This window comes from Saccharopolyspora shandongensis (assembly GCF_900106995.1).
GTDB lineage: Bacteria > Actinomycetota > Actinomycetes > Mycobacteriales > Pseudonocardiaceae > Saccharopolyspora > Saccharopolyspora shandongensis.
Map to the genome: position 1 here is coordinate 33910 of NZ_FNOK01000051.1, position 16486 is coordinate 50395.

13 protein-coding genes and 2 tRNA genes are annotated in these 16486 nt (G+C 70.2%); 10 read left to right on the forward strand and 5 right to left on the reverse strand.

Annotation, left to right across the window (positions count from 1 at the left end; all coding sequences use genetic code 11):
* Positions 1 to 384: 384 nt before the first annotated feature.
* The gene (gene tig / locus BLW84_RS35975) at positions 385 to 1749 is read right to left on the reverse strand and encodes a trigger factor (protein ID WP_093274983.1); all 1365 of its coding nucleotides are present in this window, start codon (positions 1747 to 1749) and stop codon (positions 385 to 387) included.
* Between the two features lie 191 nt (positions 1750 to 1940).
* Between tig and BLW84_RS35980 the strand changes: the two genes are divergently transcribed.
* On the forward strand, positions 1941 to 2897 hold the full coding sequence (locus BLW84_RS35980) for a ferredoxin family protein (RefSeq protein WP_093274985.1): 957 nt from the start codon (positions 1941 to 1943) through the stop codon (positions 2895 to 2897).
* A gap of 287 nt (positions 2898 to 3184) precedes the next feature.
* Here BLW84_RS35980 and BLW84_RS35985 read toward each other — a convergent pair.
* A tRNA-Pro gene (locus BLW84_RS35985) sits at positions 3185 to 3258 on the reverse strand.
* Between the two features lie 114 nt (positions 3259 to 3372).
* On the opposite strand from BLW84_RS35985, the gene BLW84_RS35990 reads away from it, so the two are divergent.
* The 5 genes from BLW84_RS35990 (at position 3373) to BLW84_RS36010 (ending at position 8610) form a co-directional block, all read left to right on the forward strand.
* A tRNA-Gly gene (locus BLW84_RS35990) sits at positions 3373 to 3443 on the forward strand.
* Positions 3444 to 4292: 849 nt separating this feature from the next.
* Positions 4293 to 5762, forward strand: a complete 1470-nt coding sequence (locus BLW84_RS35995; protein WP_093274989.1) for an MDR family MFS transporter — start codon at positions 4293 to 4295, stop codon at positions 5760 to 5762.
* A gap of 55 nt (positions 5763 to 5817) precedes the next feature.
* Positions 5818 to 6444 (forward strand): 2'-5' RNA ligase family protein, encoded by a 627-nt coding sequence (locus BLW84_RS36000; RefSeq protein ID WP_093275056.1) that lies wholly within the window; start codon positions 5818 to 5820, stop codon positions 6442 to 6444.
* 47 nt (positions 6445 to 6491) lie between these two features.
* Positions 6492 to 7706, forward strand: a complete 1215-nt coding sequence (locus BLW84_RS36005; RefSeq protein WP_093274992.1) for a GNAT family N-acetyltransferase — start codon at positions 6492 to 6494, stop codon at positions 7704 to 7706.
* A gap of 67 nt (positions 7707 to 7773) precedes the next feature.
* Positions 7774 to 8610 carry a hypothetical protein gene (locus BLW84_RS36010; protein WP_093274995.1) on the forward strand — a complete coding sequence of 279 codons (837 nt, stop codon included), beginning with the start codon at positions 7774 to 7776 and terminating at the stop codon, positions 8608 to 8610.
* 433 nt (positions 8611 to 9043) lie between these two features.
* Here the strand turns inward: BLW84_RS36010 and BLW84_RS36015 are convergent, their stop codons facing one another.
* The 3 genes from BLW84_RS36015 to BLW84_RS36025 are packed head-to-tail and all read right to left on the reverse strand — an operon-like array spanning position 9044 to position 10676.
* The gene (locus BLW84_RS36015) at positions 9044 to 9853 is read right to left on the reverse strand and encodes an Fpg/Nei family DNA glycosylase (RefSeq protein ID WP_093274999.1); all 810 of its coding nucleotides are present in this window, start codon (positions 9851 to 9853) and stop codon (positions 9044 to 9046) included.
* A gap of 18 nt (positions 9854 to 9871) precedes the next feature.
* Positions 9872 to 10201 (reverse strand): hypothetical protein, encoded by a 330-nt coding sequence (locus tag BLW84_RS36020; RefSeq protein WP_093275000.1) that lies wholly within the window; start codon positions 10199 to 10201, stop codon positions 9872 to 9874.
* 4 nt (positions 10202 to 10205) lie between these two features.
* Positions 10206 to 10676 carry a ribose-5-phosphate isomerase gene (locus tag BLW84_RS36025; protein ID WP_093275003.1) on the reverse strand — a complete coding sequence of 157 codons (471 nt, stop codon included), beginning with the start codon at positions 10674 to 10676 and terminating at the stop codon, positions 10206 to 10208.
* A gap of 108 nt (positions 10677 to 10784) precedes the next feature.
* Here BLW84_RS36025 and BLW84_RS36030 point away from each other — a divergent pair, with 108 nt between their 5' ends.
* The 4 genes from BLW84_RS36030 to BLW84_RS47965 all read left to right on the forward strand — a co-directional run bounded on the left by BLW84_RS36030 (position 10785) and on the right by BLW84_RS47965 (position 16483).
* The gene (locus BLW84_RS36030) at positions 10785 to 11417 is read left to right on the forward strand and encodes a 2-phosphosulfolactate phosphatase (protein ID WP_093275060.1); all 633 of its coding nucleotides are present in this window, start codon (positions 10785 to 10787) and stop codon (positions 11415 to 11417) included.
* A 189-nt stretch (positions 11418 to 11606) separates the two neighbouring features.
* Positions 11607 to 12197: a YbaB/EbfC family nucleoid-associated protein gene (locus tag BLW84_RS36035; RefSeq protein WP_245761626.1), complete on the forward strand. Its 591-nt coding sequence runs from the start codon at positions 11607 to 11609 to the stop codon at positions 12195 to 12197.
* A 24-nt stretch (positions 12198 to 12221) separates the two neighbouring features.
* A complete protein-coding gene (locus BLW84_RS36040; protein WP_093275005.1) occupies positions 12222 to 12527 on the forward strand; it encodes an ESX-1 secretion-associated protein in 306 nt (101 codons plus the stop codon).
* On the forward strand, positions 12527 to 16483 hold the full coding sequence (locus BLW84_RS47965) for a hypothetical protein (RefSeq protein WP_093275008.1): 3957 nt from the start codon (positions 12527 to 12529) through the stop codon (positions 16481 to 16483). The genes BLW84_RS36040 and BLW84_RS47965 overlap by 1 nt, the downstream gene beginning before the upstream one ends.
* Positions 16484 to 16486 lie beyond the last annotated feature (3 nt).

Genomic DNA, 16486 nt, shown 5'->3' on the forward strand with positions numbered 1-16486 from the left:
CGGCCGGCACGTCGGGCGGCCCCAGGTGATGTCCTGCTTCCCTCTCGGGTGATCCGCTACAACCGACCCTAACGAACGTGGGCGGCACCAGCTTCCCAGTACCGCCCACGTTCGCTTAGAGCATGCGTAGAGATTGCTCGGACTGGCCTGCGTGGCGGTGCGGGTAGCGGAACCTCAGAGGCCTTCTCGGCTCCGGGATCCCCGACGCACGTATGTCCTAAATACGTCGCGTCGGGGTTGTCCTCGCGAGAAGGCCTCTGAGAACTCGCGGCGGTGCAAGCTGCGAAGGTGGCAGGAAGCGGCTAACGCCGCTTGCCCGACGCCCACCTGCGGATCACACCCAGTCCGGCTAGCTCTATATCCAGTTGTCGCCTGAGCGGCTGGTCACTCCGCCTTCGCGGTCTCGGCCGCCTCGTCCGACTCGGACTCCTGCGGGCCGAACAGCTCGTCCAGGTCCAGCTCGTTGCCGGCCGCGTCCGTGACGGTGGCCTCGCGCACGACCGAGAACAGCGCCTTGCTGCGGCGCACGTCGGCGTACAGCGAGCCGAGCTGGCCCGACTGCTGCGCCTGCTGCACGAACTGGTCCGGGCTCATCCCGAAGCGCTGGGCTTGGTAGATGATCCGCTGGGTGAGCTCGTCGTCGGAGACCGAGACGTCCTCGGCGTCGGCGATGGTGTCCAGCACCAGCTGGGTCTTGACCGCCTTCTCCGCCTCGGTGCGGGTCTCCGCGTCGAACTCCTCGCGGGTCTTCTCCTGCTGCCCGAGCCACTCCTCGAAGCGCGCCTCGTCGTGGTCGAACGGGTGCACCGCGTCGTGCTGGCGCACCTCGATCTCCGACTCGACGACCTTCTCCGGCAGCGGCACCTCGACGGTCTCCAGCAGCGCGTCCAGGACCTTGTCCCGGGCCTGCATGCCCTGCTGCATCTTCTTGACCCGGCCCAGCCGCTCCCGCAGGTCGGCGATGAGCTCCTCGACGGTGTCGAACTCGCTGGCCATCTGGGCGAACTCGTCGTCGGCCTCGGGCAGCTGGCGCTCCTTGACGGAGTTCAGCACGACCGAAACCTCGGCGTCCTTGCCCGCGTACTCGCCGGCCACCAGCTTCGTGGTGAACGTCTTAGTGTCGCCCTCGCCGGCACCGATCAGCGCGTCGTCGATGCCCTCGATGAGCTGGCCCGAGCCGATCTCGTAGGACAGGCCGCTGGTCTTGGCGTCCTCGACGTCCTCGCCGTCGACGGTGGCCGCCAGGTCGATGCTGACGAAGTCGCCTTCCTGGGCGGGGCGCTCGACCCCGGCCAGGGTGCCGAAGCGGGCGCGCAGCGAGTCGAGCTGCTCGGTCACCTCTTCCTCGGTGACCTCGACGTCGTCAACGCTCACCGACAGCTCGCCGAACGCGGGCACGGTGATCTCCGGACGGACGTCGACCTCGGCGGTGAACGCGATCTCCGCGCCGTCCTCGATCTTGGTCACCTCGATGTCCGGGCGACCGAGGGTGCGCACCTCGCTGCTGTTGACCGCCTCCAGGTACTTCGCCGGGACCGCTTCGTTGACGACCTCGTCGAGCACGGGGCCCCGACCGATGCGGCTCTCCAGCACCCGCGCCGGGACCTTGCCCGGCCGGAAGCCGGGGATGCGGACCTGCTGGGCGAGTGCCTTGTACGCGCGGTCGAAGTTCGGCTTGAGCTCGTCGAACGGCACCTCGACGTTGATCCGGACGCGCGTCGGGCTCAGGTGCTCGACGGTGCTCTTCACGTGGTCTCCTAGTGCGAACGTGCTTGATTCCCGGCGCTTACAACGGGCGCGGCATACCACCACGTCCAACGATGCCGGGCTGACCTCCGAGTCTATTGCTTCCCGCCGGGGCACACGGCCCGGGGTTGCCACAACCCGCGTTGGACAGCCTCACCTAACCATCGGGCGCCCATTCGTGCTTGAGTGGAAACGTGCACCACACCGCAGCCGACGCGGCCACCTGCGCCGCCCTGTCCGAGACGTTCGCCGAGCCGCTGCCCGGCACCGCCGCGGTGGCAGGCAGCTGGCTGTGCCTGGAACAGCGCGGCCCCTGGGGCCACAACGCGCTGGTCCAGAGCCACCTGGACCCCGAACTGGGGCGGGCGCTGTCCGCGCGCACCGACGAGCACGGTGTGCGGATCCAGCTCATCCGGCAGCCCGGCAGGCACGCGGACACCGCCGACGGCAAGCCGCGCCGGGTGTTCCTCGCGCACACCGCCCCCGGCACCTGCTGGCTGCGGACCGCGACCGTCGACAACCCCGCCGAGCTGCTCGAACTCGACTTCGGCCGGATCGCCGCCGGCCACCACGACGGCTGGGGCCGGCCCGTCGCCGACCCGCTGCTGCTGGTGTGCACCAACGGCCGCCGCGACCGGTGCTGCGCACTGCTCGGCCGTGAACTCATCACCGAGCTCGCCGGCCGCCACGACGGCTCGATCTGGGAATCCACGCACACCGGCGGACACCGCTTCGCGCCCGCCGCGGTCGTGCTGCCCAGCGGCTACACCTACGGGCGGCTGACCGCGCCCGCCGCCGAAGCGGTGCTGTCCTCCGCCGCGGTCGGCAAGGTCGTGCTCGACCACTGCCGCGGCCGGTCGTCGTGGACCCGCGCCGGCCAAACCGCCGAACTCGCCATCCGAGAGCACATCGGCGAATACCTCGCCGACGCCCTGCGCGTCACCGGCGAGGCGAACGGCCAGGTGACGATCGGCCACCAGGACGGCCGCAGCTGGCAGGTCGCGGTCCGCGAACACGAACTCGACCCACCGCGCCCCAACAGCTGCGGGAAGAAAGCGATCCGCCCCACCACCTGCACCGCCGAAACCATCAACGGCCGGCCAACGCACCCGCCGCAGAACCCAACCGAGTCGGCGTCACCGCGGTCATGATCCCGTCCGGCGGCGCCAACTCGGTCGAACCCGGCGGACCAGGCACCCACAACGACACCACGACCAGGAAAGCCACGGCGGCGCCCAGCACCACGCACACCGCCAAAGCAGGCGGCTGAACGCGGAACCCGACCACACTCCAATCGCGCACGACGGAGGAATCGGCCGCCCGCGACGGAGCGTTACGAACCACAGCCACCCGCTGCGACGCGCATCACCGCGCCCGGCCCGCCGACGGGCAAAAGAAAACCGGCCACCCACCTGCAGGCGAGCGGCCGGCCGCGACGTCGGGGTGGCGGGATTTGAACCCACGACCCCTCGCACCCAAAGCGAGTGCGCTACCAAACTGCGCCACACCCCGTCCGACGTGCGGCACACCCGGAAGAACCGGGTGCGTTGCGAAGAGCCTATCGCGACCCGCTAAGCTGTGGCACGCAAGGTCGCCGAACCCGCGAGGGACAGGCGAAACCGGCACGCGGGCGTAGCTCAATGGTAGAGCCCCAGTCTTCCAAACTGGCTACGCGGGTTCGATTCCCGTCGCCCGCTCCGAGTTGGGTTTGTTGTGTCTGTCGGGCTTCGCCCTCCAGACCTTTACTCTTCGCCTTTGCCGTGGGGGGCCGAGCCCCCCACACCCCCCACGGTGCGGGGGCGTCTCTTCCTTGCTCCTCGCCTGGGTTTCCGACCAGCCTTGGGGCTTCGTGGCCGAGGCAGAACGTCACCTCTTCGCCTTCACTGACAGTTCGTGGTGCCGCTTCACGGCTTCCTTGTCAGTTGGTGGTGGCGCTTCTCGCCTTCGTTGACAGTTCGTGGTGCCGCTTCGCGGCTGGCGTTGGTGGGCGCGCCGCTTCGCGGCTGGAGCAGATGCGCACCTCTTCGCCGCCGGACGAGATGTCTGGCCTCTTCTGCGCCGCTTCCTCTGGCGGTGCCGCTTCGCGGCTGATGTTGGCGGAAGTGCCGCTTCGCGGGTGGAGCCGGTGTGTGCCCGCTTCGCGTCGTGTTGATGGCCCGCCTCTTCCCTCTCTGTCCGGGGGGCGTTTTCGCGCGAAAGCGGCGCTCCTACGCGGGGCCCGCGCCGGTTTCTCGCGAAAACGGCGGCCTCTGCCCTGCCGCGTGCCCGGGCTTCTCCGCCGGCGGCGCGGTCCCGGAGCCCTTGGGTTTGCTCGCCGCTCCTGGGTCGGGCCGCTTCGTCGCTGCTTTGGGTGGGGTTGGGGGTTTGTGGTCGTTTGGGTTGTTGGGCGTGATTTTGGGGCTTTTGGGGAATAAAAAGGCTTTGGGTTTTGTCAGGGGGTTGCGGGAGGCTTGGGCCCTGGCCGGGTCTCGGTCGCTTTGCGGTCGGGCGGGCGCTCGTCGGCCGGTCGGTGGTCTTCCTCTTCTTCTTTCGATCTTGGGGGTTTTGTGCGGCGGCTCGAGTACAAGTGGTTAGTCGGCATCACCTTCGTGCTGGCGTTGATCATGCAGATCCTGGACGTCACCATCCTCAACGTCGCCCTGGCCACCTTGGGGCGGGAGTTCGACGTCGACGCCGCTGCCCTGCAGTGGATCCTCACCGGCTACATGATCAGCCTCGCCGTCTTCATCCCCTCCTCCGGCTGGATCGCCGACCGGTTCGGCAGCAAACGGACCTTCCAGGCCGCCGTCGTGATCTTCACCTTCGCTTCCGTGCTCTGCGGGGTGTCCACCGAGATGTGGCACCTCATCGCCGCCCGGGTGCTCCAGGGCGTCGGCGGCGGCATGCTGGTGCCCGTCGGCCAGGCGATGCTGTTCCGCGCATTCCCGCCCAACGAGCGCGCCAAGGCCGGCGCCGTGCTCTCCATCCCGATCACCGTCGCCCCCATGCTCGGGCCCGTGCTCGGCGGCCTCCTCGTCGAATACGCCAACTGGCGCTGGATCTTCTTCATCAACGTTCCCGTCGGGGCGCTGGCGCTGCTGTTCACCGTTCTCTTCCTGAAGGAGGAGGCGCGTCGCGATCCCGGCCGGTTCGACCTGCCCGGGTTCGTGCTCGCCGGCGCCGGGCTCGCCACGCTGCTCTACGGCCTCGACCAGGGCGCGCAGCTCGGGTGGGGCGAGCCGCAGGTCTGGCTGAGCCTCATCGCCGCGGTGCTGCTCATCAGCGGGCTGGTCTGGCGGGAGCTGACCGTGCGCGCCCCGATGCTCGACCTCCGGCTGCTCACCGACCGGCTGTTCCGCTCAGGCAACCTGCTGCTGCTGTGCCAGACCGGCGCGATGTTCGGGGTGCTCTTCCTCATCCCGCTGTACCTGCAGAACCTGCGCGGGGTGTCGCCCATGCACGCCGGGCTCGTGCTGATGCCGCAGGCCATCACCATGCTGCTGACCACCCAGGTGATCAGCCGGATCTACGGTCGCGTCGGGCCGAAGCGGCTGATCCTGGCCGGGTTCGCCGTGCAGGTGGTGATCGGGATCGGGTTGCAGCTGCAGGGCGTCGACACCTCGCTGTGGTTCCTCGTCGCGTTGCTCGCGGTGCAGGGCGTGGCGATGGGGCTGCTGATGACGCCGGTGCAGACCGCGACCTTCGCCCGGATCTCCGGTCCTTCCATGGGTCAGGCCAGCTCGATGTTCAACGTCAGCAGGCAGGTCGCCACCGCGCTGGGCACCGCGATCGTCGCCACCGTGCTGGTGGTGCTGACCGAGCGCGGCACGTCCACAGTGGATCCCGCCGCGGTCGGCCAGGTCGCCGCGGCGCACCTGGGCGCCTACCACGGCGCGTTCCTGGTCTCGGTGGTCTTCGCCGGGCTGGGGCTGCTGCTGGGGCTGCGCGTGCGAGACTCCGACGCGGCGGCCAGCTTGGACACTCCGGTGGCGAAGGCACGGCAGGGTGAACGCGAGCCCTCGGAAACCGTGAGATAGCTCAAGCTCGCCCCACGCCCGGACCGGCCCGGGCAGTATGTGAGGGGTGACCGACATGCCACACGCCGATCAGGTCCGCAATCACGCCCGCTGGCGCCCGGGCTGGCGCGCCGGGCGCACCGGCTACGCGTGGCTGCTGCCGCTGGCCGACCAACCCGGGCTGCGCAAGCTGGTGAACGACTACCAGTACGCCCTGCGCGACCTGCCGGGCTTCGACCTCGTCCCGCTGGAATGGATGCACATCCTGGTGCAGGAGATCGGTTTCACCGACGAGATCGGCGAAGACCGCATCGAGGCGCTGCTGGCCGCCGCCCGGCCGCGGCTGGCGTCGGTGCTGCCCCTGACCCTGGCGTTCCACCACGCCGTGGTGCTGCCGGAGTCGCTGTCGCTGCCGGCCGAACCGCAGTCGACGGTGCTCGAACTCCGCGCCGCGGTGCGGGAAGCGACCGCCGAGGCCATCGGTGAGACGCCGCTGCCCGCGGAGCCCGAGGACGTCGACAAGCACGTGAGCCTCGCCCACTCCACCACGGACGGCCCGGCGATCTTCGCCATCGCCACGCTCAGCGCGACCGCGGTGGAGCCGACCACGGCGAAGGTGCCCTCGCTGTCGCTGGTCAAGCTCAACCGGGACCACTCGTGCTCCGAGTGGGAGACCATCGCCGAGGTCCCGCTCGGCGCCTGACCGGAAAACGGGTCGCACGAACGGCTCGTCGGCGGTAAGAACGCCACATGGCGGACCTCACCACGAGAAAACTTTCGACCGGCGACTACGAGAGCTTCTTCGCGGTGTTCACCGCGGCCTTCCTGGACGACAGCCGGGATCCCGCGATGGAGCGCTACCGCGAGGTCTTCGACCCATCGCTGGCACACGGAACCTTCGACGGCGACGAGCTGATCGGCGTCGCCGGGCGGTTCTCCCTGGACATCACCGTGCCCGGCCCGGCGCAGCACCCGGTCGCGGCCATCACCGCGGTCGGGGTCAAGCCGGGCCACCGGCGGCGCGGCGTGCTGACCTCGCTGATGCGCGCCCAGCTCGACGAGGTGCACGCCGACGGCACCGGGCTCGCCGCGCTGTACGCCTCAGAGGGCTCCATCTACGGACGCTTCGGCTACGGCCTGGCCAGCTACGAAACCCGCCTGAGCCTGCCCCGCGGCGCCGCATTTCTGTCTACTGTGGACGTCGATGAGCGACGGGTCCGGGAGGCCGACCGGGAAACCGCGCTGGAGTTCGCCCACCGGCGCTACCCGGAGGTGGCCGCCACCCGCACCGGCTGGCTGTCCCGGGGCGACGGCTCCTGGGAGGTCCGGATGATCGACGACCGCGCCGAGCGCGGCGACCTGGGCCGGGCCAGGTTCGCGCTGCACCCCGACGGCTACGTCATCTACCGCCCCAAGCCCGAGTGGACCACCCGGGGCCCCGCCTACCAGCTGCAGGTGCTGGAACTCGTCGCGGCGACCCCGCATGCCTACGCCGCGCTGTGGCGGTACCTGCTCGACATCGACCTGGTCGGCGAGGTGAACTGGCCGAAGGCCGCGCTCGACGAGCCGGTGGTGGGCATGCTCGCCGACCCGCGCGCGGCGAGCCGGCAGATCCTCGACGGGCTGTGGGTGCGGCTCGTCGACGTCGACCGCGCGCTGGCCGCGCGGCGGTACTCGGCCCCGGTGGACGTCGTGCTCGACATCACCGACCGGTTCTGCCCGTGGAACGCGGGCCGGTGGCGGCTGACCGCCGGCTCCGACGGCATCGCCAAGCTCTCCCGCACCGACGATCCCGGCCAGCTCGAGCTGGACGTCACCGACCTGGCCGCGGCGTACCTGGGCGGGAACACGCTGGCCGGCTTGGCGCGCTCCGGACGGGTCGCCGAACTCGCCCCCGGCGCTCTGCTCGAAGCCTCCCGCGCGTTCGCCACCGAGGACGCCCCGCACTGCCAGGAGAGCTTCTGACCCGACTGCACCTCGTTCCGGCGGCGTACTGTCGAAATCAGCGCGTCCGCCGGAACGGGAGGCACGGGTGACCGCAACCATCATCATCGTGATCGCCCTCGTGGTGATCGTCGCCGCGGTCTGGTGGTCCCGCCAGAAGGCCGTGGCGCACCAGCAGAAGCAGCTGGAGGACGCCAAGGCCGAAGCGCGGCGCTGGGTGGAGCGGCTGGGCGGGCAGGTGCTCAACCTGGTCGGCACCAACGAGGCGGCCAAGCAGGCCCTCGCCGACGCGGCCGAACGGCACGGCGCGGCGATCTCCCAGCTCGACCGGGCGAACACCGCCGCGCAGGCGCGCCTGACCACGGAGTCCGCGCTGGAAGGCCTGTACTACGTGCGGGCGGCGCGGGTCGCGATGGACATGGACCCGGGCCCGGAACTGCCCGACCTGTCAGGCCAGCACGGCGCGGGCAAGGTCACCGAGTACCGCGACGTCGAGGTGGAGGGCCGGCACCAGGCGGCGTCGCCGAACCCGACCGAGCAGACGCCGCACTACTACCCGGGCGGCACGGTCGCCGGGCGGCCGGTGCCGCAGGGCTGGTACAGCGAGCCGTGGTGGAAGCCTGCGCTGGTCGCGGGCGCCTGGGGCGTGGGCTCGTTCGTGCTGATGGGCGCCCTGTTCGGCGGCATGGCGGGAGTCCCGGCGGAAGCCGCGTACGCGGACGGTTTCCAAGACGGCCTGGGAGCCGACGGCGACCAGGGCATCGGCGACCAGGGCTTCGACGGCGGAGACCCGAGCGACGCCGGCAGCTTCGACGCTGGCGGCTTCGACGCTGGCGGCTTCGACGCTGGCGGCTTCGACGCTGGCGGCTTCGACGCTGGCGGCTTTGACGCAGGCGGCTTCGACATGGGCGACTTCGACATCTGACGATTCCGACGCCGCAGGCGACGACCCGCAGTTTCAACGGAACTGGACATCAGTTTCAATGAGGGTTTTTCATCCTGGTCGGGTACCGCAGCTGCGGTGTCTGACCTGCGCCTGAGTGCGTGCCGTCGCCAAGCGCCGTCAGGCGCTTTCGGGCCCCTTCGCAACTGGCACCGCCGCGGGTTCTCAGCGTTCGCCTGGCGAGGACGGCCCTGACGCCGTGTATTGGCATACATAAGTCAGGGCACCCACAGCCAGGCGGACGCTGAGGTTCCGCCACCCGCGCCGCCACGCAAATCGAGGTTGGAAAAACCTCAATTGAAACTGAACTGAGGTTTCCATTGAAACCACTGGACACCGACTCCCCGTCGGCGGGCCCGACGCGCCGGAGAACCGCAGTTTCCATTGAAGTTGCGCACCTCCGAGGAGGCAGGAGTCAGGTTTCCTGGCAGGTGGGGCACCAGTAGAGCTTGCGGGCCGACAGGTCCGCCATCGCCACCGGCGTGCCGCACAGCAGGCAGGGCATCCCCGCTCGCCGGTAGACGTAGACCTCGCCGCCGTGCCGGTCCTGCCGCGGCGCCCGGCCGGTGACCTCCGGCAGGTGCTCCGGGCGCACCGTGTCGATGCGCCCCACCCGCACCCCGTCGGCCATCAGCTCGACGAGGTCGGCCCAGATCGCCTCCCACCGCTCGCGCCCGAGCGAGCGACCCGGCGTGTACGGCGGAATCCCGTGCCGGAACAACACTTCCGCTCGGTAGACGTTGCCGACGCCGGCCAGCACCTTCTGATCCATCAGCAGTGCGGCGATGCTGGTGCGGGAACGCGAGATCCGCTGCCACGCCCGCTCGGGATCGGCGTCGCGGCGCAGCGGGTCCGGTCCCAGCCGCCCGCGCAGCGCGGCGACCTCCTCGCCGGTCAGCAGCTCGCACGCGGTGGGCCCACGCAGGTCCGTCCAATGCGTGCGGCCGATGATGCGCATCCGCACCTGGCCGCGGGGCTCGGCCAGCGGGAGTTCGGACTCGGTGAACGTGCCGTACAACCCGAGGTGCACGTGGACGACCCGATCCGGGCCGTAGAAGTGGAACAGGTGCTTGCCGTGCGCCTCGGCCCGCTCGAACACCGAGCCGGTCAGCAGCGAGGCGCTGGTGGCGAACCGCCCTTGCGGGCTGCGCACCTGGACCTCCGTGCCGGCGAACAGGTCGCCGTGCAGCCCGGCGAGCCGGTGCAGCGTGTGGCCTTCAGGCATGTCAACAGTCCGTCCGCGTCAGGCGAGGATCCACAGCACGACCGACTCCACGAGGTACGCCGCCAGGCACCACAGCGCGACGAACAGGCCGCGCCGGACCGGTCGGTCGGGATGCCGGAACACCGCGCCGGCCAGCGACGAGGCGCACACCGCGACGACGCCGCCCACGATCAGCCACACTCCCACCCCGAGCAGGCAGTCGGGTTCGGTGCAGGTCGCGCCGGGGCCGCCCGCGAGGACGGGCGCGAGCGCGCGCTGCCCGAAGAAGAGCGCCAGCACGCCGACCGCGGTTCCCGCCGCCGCCACCAGAGGTGTCAGCAGCGCCGCGGTCGGACGTGCCGGCGCCATGGGATCAGTTGCCGGGCAGGGCCGGGGGCTCGCCGGTCTTCTCGTAGTCGGTGAGCAGGTCGATCCGGCGCTGGTGCCGGCCGCCCTCGAAGTCGGTGGTCAGGAAGGCCTCGACGATCTGCTCGGCCTCGTCGACGGTGTGCATCCGCGCACCGATGCCGGCCAGCAGCGCGTTGTTGTGCTGCCGGGCGAGCTTCGCGGTCTCGACGCTCCAGGCCAGCGCGGCGCGGGCGCCGGGGACCTTGTTCGCGGCGATCTGCTCGCCGTTGCCGGATCCGCCGAGGACCAGCCCGAGGCTGCCCTCGTCGGCGACGACGCGGCGGGCGGTCTCGACGCAGAACGGCGGGTAGTCGTCCTGGGCGTCGTATTCCGCCGGACCGATGTCGGTCACGTCGTGACCCTTGTCGGTCAGCCACTTGACGAGGTGGTTCTTGAGTTCGTAGCCAGCATGGTCGGAGCCGATGTAGACGCGCACGCGGGCAGTCTGCCAAACGGCCCACCGCCCCCGCACACCCCGGTTACGCTACCGACCGTGACCAGCATCGATGTGCACACCGACTGGGCCCTGCCCGGCCTGCGGGCCATGGCGGACCACCCGGTGCTCGTGGTCGTCGACGTCCTGTCCTTCTCGACGGCGGTCGACGTGGCGACGGGCACCGGCGCCCGGGTCATGCCGCTGCGCTGGCAGGACGAGTCGGCGCCCGACGACGTCGTGCTCGCGCGTCCCCGCAGCCTCGACGAGTGGTCGCTGAGCCCGTCGTCGCTTCGCACCCTGACACCTGACGTGCTGCTGGGGCTTCCGTCGCCGAACGGCGCGACGCTGTGCGCCGAGGCCGTCGCCACCGGGGCCACCGTGTTCGCGGGCTGCCTGCGCAACGCCGGCGCCGTGGCCCGCGCGGCAGCGCGGGTGGGCGGCCCGATCGGAATCGTCGCCGCCGGAGAGCGGCGAGACGGCCAGCTGCGCCCGGCTATCGAGGATCAACTCGGTGCGGGCGCGATCATCTCGGCGCTGCCAGGACGGCGCTCTCCCGAAGCCGAGCTGGCCGCAGCGGCGTTCCAGGCCGTGTCGGGCGAGATCGGCGCCATGCTCGCCGACTGCGAGTCCGGCCGCGAGCTCGCGGAGTGGGGGTTCGCGCACGATGTCTCGCTGGCCGCTGAGGTCGACTGCAGCGGGCGGGCGCCGGTGCTGCGGGACGGGATCCTGACGGCCGGATGAGGCGGCTCGGCGTCCACACAGGACGATCGGGTCACGATGAACCCGCCGAGCTACCTTTGCGCACAATTATTAGACCATTTGGCTTAACAAGCTGATCTGTTCGATCCATTTGCGTCGCCTGGTGGATCCGAACAGTTTCCCAACGCGTCATTCTTTTCGGAACAGGGGGGGTTCTGCCGGGGAGGACGCGTGGTTGAAGACATCGGCGCCGCCGAGCGCATGGTCCAGCAGTGGCAGGAACGCGCGGCGGAGAAGGCCGAGAAGTTCGGCCGGATGCAGCAGGAGATCGAGCAGATCTCGGTGACCGAGACGTCCCGCGACGGCGCGATCCAGGTGACCATCGCCTCGAACGGCATCCTGCAGAACCTGCAGCTCTCCGAGAACGCCAGCAACCGCCCGATGCCGAAGCTCGCCGCCGAGATCATGCGCGCCGTGCAGACCGCGCAGGCGAAGATCCCCGAACTCATGCAGCAGGCCGTGGCGGGCACGGTCGGGCTGGAGGATTCCGCCGCCCAGCACGTGCTCGGCGAGGCCCGCAAGAACTTCCCGGAACCGCCCGCGACCGAGGACGGGCCGCAGGGGCACGGCTCCGGTGTGCCGGAGATGCAGTTCGGGCTGGAAGACGACTACGAGGAACCGCCGCAGCGGCAACAACCCCCGCAACGTCCCGCCGCGCCGCCGCCTCCGCAACAGCCTCCGCAACAGCAGCAGCGGCCGTCGCGCCGCCGTCCGGACGACTTCGACGATGACGACTTCAGCGGTGGTTCGTTCCTGCGCTGAGTTCCGCACTGAGGGGAGCCGACGATGGCCGACGAGATGAACGTCGTCATCGAGAACCTGCGATCGCACGCATCCAAAGTGGACGGTGTCGTCGATCAGCTGAACGTCGCCGTCGACGCGTCGCAGCAGGTGACGATGAACAACGACGCCTACGGAATCCTGTGCCAGCCCTTCGCGCTGATGCTGCAGCCCGTGGAGCAGTACGGCGTCGAGACGCTGCAGAAGGCCGTGGAGGCGATGCAAGACACCGCCGAGAACGTGCGCGGCGCCGCCGAGGACTACCAGTCCACCGATGACGGCAACAGCTCGATGTTCAGCGGGATGCAGTGATGGCCGACAATCCGCTCGTCGTAACCGAGGACACCCTCCCCAAGGACCCGAACGAGACGCCCGACAGCATCAAGGGCGTCGGCATCCTGGAGTCCTACCACGACGTCACCAGCCTCAACGACGAATCCAGCTGGGTAGAGGCAGGGCTCGCCTACGGCGGTGCCGCGATGGAAGTGGCCAGCATGGTCATGGACCCCATCGGCACGCTGGCCTCCTACGGCGTCTCGTTCCTGATCGAACACGTGCAGCCGCTCAAGGAGGCGCTGGACTGGTTCGCCGGCGACCCGGACGGAGTCAAGGCCTACGGCGCGACCTGGCAGAAGGTCTCCGAAGCCGTCAAGCAGGCCGCGGAGGAGTACAACGGCGCCGTCCAGGGCGACACCTCGGAGTGGACCGGCGCCGCCGGTGACGCCTACCGCAAGCACGCCGAGGAGAAGGCCAGCGCGCTCAACGATGCCAGCGAGCTCGCCGGCATCCTGAGCACCGTCGTGACGGTGATGGGCGAGGTCGTCTCGTTCGTCCGCGAATTCGTCCGCGACCTGGTCGCCGACTGCGTCTCGCGGCTGATCACCTACGCGCTGGAAGCGCTGTGCACCTTCGGGCTCGGCACCCCGGTGATCGTCGCCCAGGCGACCGCGTTCATCTCCAAGACCGTCTCGAAGATCAGCGAAGTCGTCCAGAAGCTGGTCAAGACGATCAAGAACGTGGCGCCGAAGATCGCCAAGATGGTCGAGGTCCTGGGCAAGATCCTCAAGAAGCTCGGCAAGGGCATCAAGAAGGTCGTCGACGCCCCCGGCAAGCTCGCCGACAACTTCGCCGAGGGCGCCTGGAAGAAGTTCGACGACGCCTTCGGCACCAACGTCGTCGGCAAGCACAACGCCAGGACGGGCGGCGGCCCGAACATCGGCGGAGATGGCGGCTCTGGCAGCGACGGCGGCTCCGGCTCGGGCGGTACTGGGTCCGGCAACGGATCGGGCTCCGAGTCCGGCGGCAACGGATCGGGCTCCGGCGGTACTGGGTCCGGCAACGGATCGGGCTCCGGATCCGGTAGCGACGGATCGGGGTCGGGCTCCGGCGGCGACTCCGGTTCCGGCAGCGGTTCGGGATCGGGCAGCGACGGATCCAGCTCCTCCAGCTCCAGCTCCGACCCCAGCGGTTCGGGATCCAGCTCGGACGGCACTGGCTCCGGCGGCGACGGCCGGTCGAGCAGCGGCGATTCCGGCAGCTCGCACTCCGACTCGTCGTCCAGCGGTTCGTCGAGCTCCAGCAGCACGGACTCGGGCGGCTCGCACTCGTCGAGCTCGTCACCGGACAGCAGCAGGCCGACCTCCTCGCCTGACGGCTCCGCGCCGCACTCGGGCGGCTCGGGCAGCCACCCCAGCAGCAGCTCCTCACCAGACGGCCCAGGCTCGGGCAGCCACCCCGGGGGCGGGTCCTCCGGATCGCCCAGCGGCGGGCACGCGCCGGACGGCCGCAACACCGCGTTCTCCGGTGACCTCGCCAGCAGCCCCAGCGGCGGCTCCAGCCCGCACGGCGGCGGCTCCAGCCCCGACGCGGGTGGCTCGCCGAGCGGCAGCTCCGCCCCGCACGGCGGCGGATCGCCGGGCGGCGGCGGGACGCACAGCGGAGGTTCCGGTGGCGGCGGCAGCCACTCGCCGTCGTCCTTCGACCGGCCGAGCGACCCGTCCGGCACGAGCTCGTCCAGTGTGGACGCACCCGCGGCGGCTCCGCAGACCGCACCACCGCCCAGCGCTCCCCGCACCGATCAGCCGAACGCCGGAGCCCCGGCGGGCGGCGCGATGGGTGGTGGCGGCATGCACGGCGGTGGCGCCGGCGGCGGTGGCACCAGCCCGAGCGGCGGCGGAAGCCGTCCGGGTTCTGGAGGCGGCTGGACCGGCACGCCGGGCAGCCCCGGTGCGGCCGGACGCCCACCGTCCACTCCGGACGCTCCGCCGCGCCCGCGCGGCCCCGAGGGCAGCGGCACCCGCACGCCGGAACGCCCCACCGCGGCGCCCCGCGGATCGGCGGGACCGGACGCACCGCCCCGTCCGAACGGCGGACCGACCGGCTCGCCCCGGCCGACGGGCCCCGACGGCCGTGCGCCGGGAGACCCCGGTGCGCCACGCTCCGACGCTCCGACGCCGCGCACCGACGCGCCCGGATCCCGCCCCGACGCACCGAACCAGCGCCCCACCGGCCCGAACGGCGGGCCGGGCCAACGCCCCGACGCGGGCGGCCCCGGCTCGAAGCCGGACACCACCAAGACACCGGACTCGACGAAAAGCCCGGACACCACGAAGGCGCTGGATTCGCCCAAGAGCCCGGACCCGACGAAGTCCCCGGACGGCACCAAGTCGCCGGACACGTCCAACCAGCCGGACTCGAAGGGCCCGGACGCGGACAAGCCGAAGGACGGCCCGGACTCCCAACGCGAGCCCGACACGACGGACAAGCCGAAGGACGACGCGGACAAGCCGCACGAGCCGGACGCCGACAAGCCGGAGCCGGGCACGCCCGAGTACGACCAGAAGATCGACGAGGGTGTCGACAACCTCAAGCAGACCGACGCGGGCATGTCGGGTCACACCGACCCGAACCACCAGGACCTCGCCGACCGGGTTCCCGGCGATGGCAAGCACACGACCGTCGACGCCCACATGGGCCCCGACGGCCGCATCGAGATCGGCGGGCGCAGCTACTCGCCCGACGAGTTCGCCGACGTGCTGCGCCGCTCCGGCTGGGACGGCGAGAGCCCGATCCGCCTGGTCAGCTGCGACTCCAGCGACTTCGCCAGCGACCTGGCCAAGAAGCTGGGCGTGGACGTCACAGCCCCGAAGGGCCTGGCCTGGACGGACTCCAACGGCCGCGTCTTCTCGACCAGCCGTGCCCCGGACGGCGGCCCCACCTGGCCGCCGGACGGCGGCTGGGAAACCCACAGCCCGGACGGCACCAAGTCCCCGGCCAGCGACGACGCGTTCCACCCGACCAAGAACGGCGAAGACCCGGGCGCACGCCCCGAGGACGCCGACGCCCGGGGTCGCCGCAAGATCGATCCGAAACTGACGGACGTCGAGAATCCGAATTCTCCGAATTTCAAGGAGAACGTCGACGATCGCATCCACGACCCCGAATACCGGAATAAGTACTACGACGAGCGCTCGGACGGCACCTTCCACCGGAAGAACGAGGATCAGACCGACTTCAACAAGGACCAGGTGCCGCTCCTCCGCCGCGACAACGAGGGAAACATCATCGTCGCGGACGACCAGATCAAAGAATTCCACCGATTCGACGGCAAGACCGATCCGCACACCGCAACTCCGGCAGAACAAGAAGCCTTCAAGGACGCGGTTCGCGACCGCGAAAATGCACTGGATAACCTCAAGAACAAGAAGGACAATTACGAGGCTGAGAAGCCTGACCCGAGCGAGAAGGCCACCGAGGAGCGCAGCCAAGCGTACGCCGATGCGACCAAGAAGAGCGAGACGCTCGGCGATCAAGCCGCCGATCTGGAGCTGAAGAACCGCTACGGCATCGACGTCGACGATCCGAACGTCAACACCTGCCCGCCGAACGACTTCGACCCGACGAAGACGAACGTCATCACCGGCGAAGGTTCCGGCGTCTTCGACAAGATCGCAATCAGTCCCGATGGCACGGTCGTCGTGATCGAGGCGAAGGCGCCCCACGCGGACCTGGGAAACCGGCTGGACCTAGATGGACGAAGAGTCGAGCAGGGCACCCGGCCTTACTACGAAGCCATCGTGAAGGAGATGGAAAAGCGCGGCGACGACGACGTCGCGGACGCCCTCGATCAGGCGCTCAAGAAGGAAACCGTCGACTACCGCCTGGTGAAGGCCAAGGTCACGACCGGACCAGACGGCAAGGACGTGTTCGCGGGCTATGATTCGTCGAAGTTCGACCTTTCCCCGCGCACCGACGAGCAAGGGACGTAGCTC

What these genes read in the sequence shown, in the direction of transcription:
- BLW84_RS36000 (WP_093275056.1), top strand. Translation starts at nt 5,818, where the DNA reads ATGCCACACGCCGATCAGGTCCGCAATCACGCCCGCTGGCGCCCGGGC.
- BLW84_RS36005 (WP_093274992.1), top strand. Translation starts at nt 6,492, where the DNA reads ATGGCGGACCTCACCACGAGAAAACTTTCGACCGGCGACTACGAGAGC.
- BLW84_RS36015 (WP_093274999.1), bottom strand. Translation starts at nt 9,853, where the DNA reads ATGCCTGAAGGCCACACGCTGCACCGGCTCGCCGGGCTGCACGGCGAC.
- BLW84_RS36020 (WP_093275000.1), bottom strand. Translation starts at nt 10,201, where the DNA reads ATGGCGCCGGCACGTCCGACCGCGGCGCTGCTGACACCTCTGGTGGCG.
- BLW84_RS36030 (WP_093275060.1), top strand. Translation starts at nt 10,785, where the DNA reads ATGGCGGACCACCCGGTGCTCGTGGTCGTCGACGTCCTGTCCTTCTCG.
- BLW84_RS36040 (WP_093275005.1), top strand. Translation starts at nt 12,222, where the DNA reads ATGGCCGACGAGATGAACGTCGTCATCGAGAACCTGCGATCGCACGCA.
- BLW84_RS47965 (WP_093275008.1), top strand. Translation starts at nt 12,527, where the DNA reads ATGGCCGACAATCCGCTCGTCGTAACCGAGGACACCCTCCCCAAGGAC.